Annotated in this window: 2 protein-coding genes; both read left to right on the top strand. The window is 69.1% G+C overall.

The features are described 5' to 3' along the window. Window positions 1–102: 102 nt before the first annotated feature. On the top strand, window positions 103–1722 hold the full coding sequence (locus Mterra_RS20135; protein WP_119316724.1) for a hypothetical protein: 1620 nt from the start codon (window positions 103–105) through the stop codon (window positions 1720–1722). 241 nt (window positions 1723–1963) lie between these two features. Further along, window positions 1964–3100 (top strand): penicillin acylase family protein (locus tag Mterra_RS20130; RefSeq protein WP_176582565.1); only part of this gene is annotated, 1137 nt, incomplete at its 3' end.

Below are 3100 nucleotides of genomic sequence, written 5' to 3'. Positions count from 1 at the left end.
CCGCCTCACCGCCCAGCCGCCCAACCCCCTGGCCGCGCCCTTCGCGCTGCTGGTGCTGATGCTGGGCCTGCTGGGCATCTGGCGGGTCTGGAGGGAGGCCGCGTGAACCTGCCCCGCCTCCCCCAGCGCGTGCAGGACCTGCTGTGGGCCCCGCGGGCCATCGCCCGCCAGCCCCTGCGGGTCTCCTCCTTCACCTACGCCTTCTGGATCGGGCTGGCCTTCGGCGGCTACTTCGTCCTGCGCTACAGCGGGCAGTGGGCCGAGATCGACTCGGTGGCCTTCAGCGGCATCATCTCCAACCTGCAGCACTACGGCAGCTTCAGCCAGGACGTCAACCCCAAGAACTACCCCCACGGCTACGCCTACCCGGTGTGGATGGCCTCGCTCTCCTACCTCACCGGGCTGCCGGTGGGCGAGCTGATGCGCTGGTACACGCCCATGGTGGGCAACCTCTTCCTGGCGCTGTTCGGCTTCTGCGCCTACCGGCGCTGGCTGGGCAGCGACCGGCTGGGCCTGCTGGCGGCGTCGGTGCTGTTCTTGGTGCCCGAGCTCGTCTTCACGGTCTCGCGCGGCAACCACGAGAAGATCACCGTCTCGCTCACGCTGCTGGCCTCGCTCGCGCTCTTGAAGAGCTTCCTCGAGATCCAAGCGCGCAACTGGAAGCTCTTCGCCGCCTGGCTGACGGTCTACTACTTCATCTCCTTCACCCTCTCCTCGCTCAACGTGCTCTTCGGCTCCTCCTTCATCGTCGCCTCCACGCTCACGGTGGTGGTGGCCTGGGTCTTCCTGCGCTTCCGCCCCTCGCAGTGGGGCATCATCCGCAAGCCGCTCGAGCGCCTGACGCTGCGCATCGCGACTTCCTGGCTGCTGGTGCTGATCGTGATGTGGTACATCTACCCCTCGGCCGGGGACAACTTCAACCTGCTCAAGACGGCGGTGGAGAAGCTGGCCAGCCTCTTCCTGAGCTTCACGCCCGAGTCCAACCCCTACACGCAGGACGTGGACCCCTGGGCGAGCGTGCTGGGCTACCGCGTGATCTCCTCCTTCCGCTGGATCCTCTTCGGCGTATCCTTCCTCACCTGGATGTTGCTGCTCGCCCCCACGGTCTTCCGCAACTCCAAGGCCCCGCTCACCCGCGTGTTCCTGCTGGCGCTCTACGGCGCCTTCGGCTTCCAGATGGCGGTGGCGATCCCCGTGGACCTGCTGGGCCTCGAGGCCGGCAGCAACCTGCAGGTGCGCATGTACACCTACTTCGTGCTCTTCGCCGCCCCCGTCTTCGTGCTGGGCCTGACCCGGCTGGTGGGGCCGCGCACCCGGGTGCTGGTGGCGCTGGTGATGACGGCCTTCGGCTTCCTCAGCGTGGTCAAGGCCACCCTCGACCCCCACATCTCCAACCTCTGGCTCCAGTACACCCGCACCGAGCTCCAGGCCATCCGCACCTGGGCGCGCTACGAGGAGAGCAGCCTGCTCTACGCCGGGCGCACCACCCGCCTCAACGACGCGTGGTACATGAACCACGGCCTGGGCCTGCCCAACGACAACAACCTCGTCACCGGCGACTACAACCCCCGCGCTTACCACGCCCTGTACTCGAGCACCCAGGAGGCCAACAACACCGCCTGGCGCTTCCGCCAGCCGCTGCTGCTGCTGGACAACCGGGTCTACGACAACGGGGACGCGCAGATTTATCACCGGCTGCCCAGGACGCCGTTTCAGAAGTGAGCGGATGGCTGATAGCCGAGCACAGGTCGTACGTCGTACGTCCTACGCCGTACGCAAAACGCAAAACGCAAGACGCGAGACGCAAGACGCAAAACGCCAGACGCGAGACGCCTGGTTCCCCTCTTGGCAAGGGGGGATAGCCCCTCCCCGCGCGGGGAGGGAAAGGGCAGGGTTTCTTTCACTACACGCCACGAGCCCTTGCTTTTCGCTGACGGCTTGCTGTTCCCCGCTAAACTGAGGCGTGCCCACGCCAGCTTCCGATACCGAGATCCTCTGGGACACCTGGGGAGTCCCGCACGTCTATGCCCCCGACGACGTGGGGGTTTTCTACGCCTTCGGCTGGGCGCAGGCCCAGGCGCACGGGGACCTCCTGCTCAGGCTGTACGGGGTTGCGCGGGGGCGGGGGGCGGAGTACTTCGGGCCGAAGTACCTGCCGAGCGACCGGCTGTTGCGGCGGATGGGCATCCCGGAGCGGGCGCCGCGGTGGGCGGAGGCCCAGTCGCCGGGGATGCGGGCGAACCTCGAGGCCTTCGTGCGGGGCGTCAACGCCTTCGCCCGGGCGCACCCCGAGCACTTCGCCCGCGAGGTGCGGGGGGTGCTGCCGGTGACGGTGGAGGACCTCTTCGCCCACATCCAGCGGGTCTACTTCGTCTACCTCACGCTCGGCGGGCAGCGGCCGGCGGGGGAGCCCTTCAACGACGTGATCCCCATCCCCGACCTCCTCCCCGACGCTCCGGCGATGGGCACGGGGGTCGCGGGCTCGAACGCCTGGGCGGTGGCGGCGAGCCGCACCGAGCGCGGGCACAGCCTGCTGCTAGCCAACCCCCACCTCTACTGGGGCGACTACCACACCTTCTTCGAGGCCCACCTCAACGCGCCGGGCCTCGAGCTCTACGGCGTGGCGCAGGTGGGATGGCCGGTGCTGCGCTACGGCTTCAACCCGCGCCTGGGCTGGGCCCACACCGTCAACACCCTCAAGGGCTGGGACGCCTACGCCCTGCGGGCGGAGGGGGAGGGCTACTGGCTGGACGGGCGGTGGCGGCCTTTCGAGGTGGGGCACCAGACCCTCCGCGTGCGCCAGCCCGACGGGGGCCTGCGCGAGGAGCGGCTCGAGGTGCGCCGCTCGGTCCACGGGCCGGTGGTGGGCGAGCAGAACGGCCGCCCGGTGGCGGTGCGCTGCGTGGGGCTGGAGGTGGCCCCCATCCCCGGCGTCTTCGAGCAGTACTGGGCGATGGGCAAGGCCCACGACCTCTCCGGGTTCGAGACCGCGCTGCGCAAGCAGCAGAACGCGATGTTCAGCGTGCTCTACGCCGACGGCGAGGGCCACGTGCTGCACCTGTTCGGCGGGCTGGTGCCGCGGCGGAGGGGGGGCGACTGG

Origin of the sequence: Calidithermus terrae (genome assembly GCF_003574345.1) — a bacterium.
Lineage (GTDB): Bacteria > Deinococcota > Deinococci > Deinococcales > Thermaceae > Calidithermus > Calidithermus chliarophilus.
Note: the sequence above shows the minus strand (reverse complement) of the source record. Positions and strands in the feature narration are given on the sequence as shown.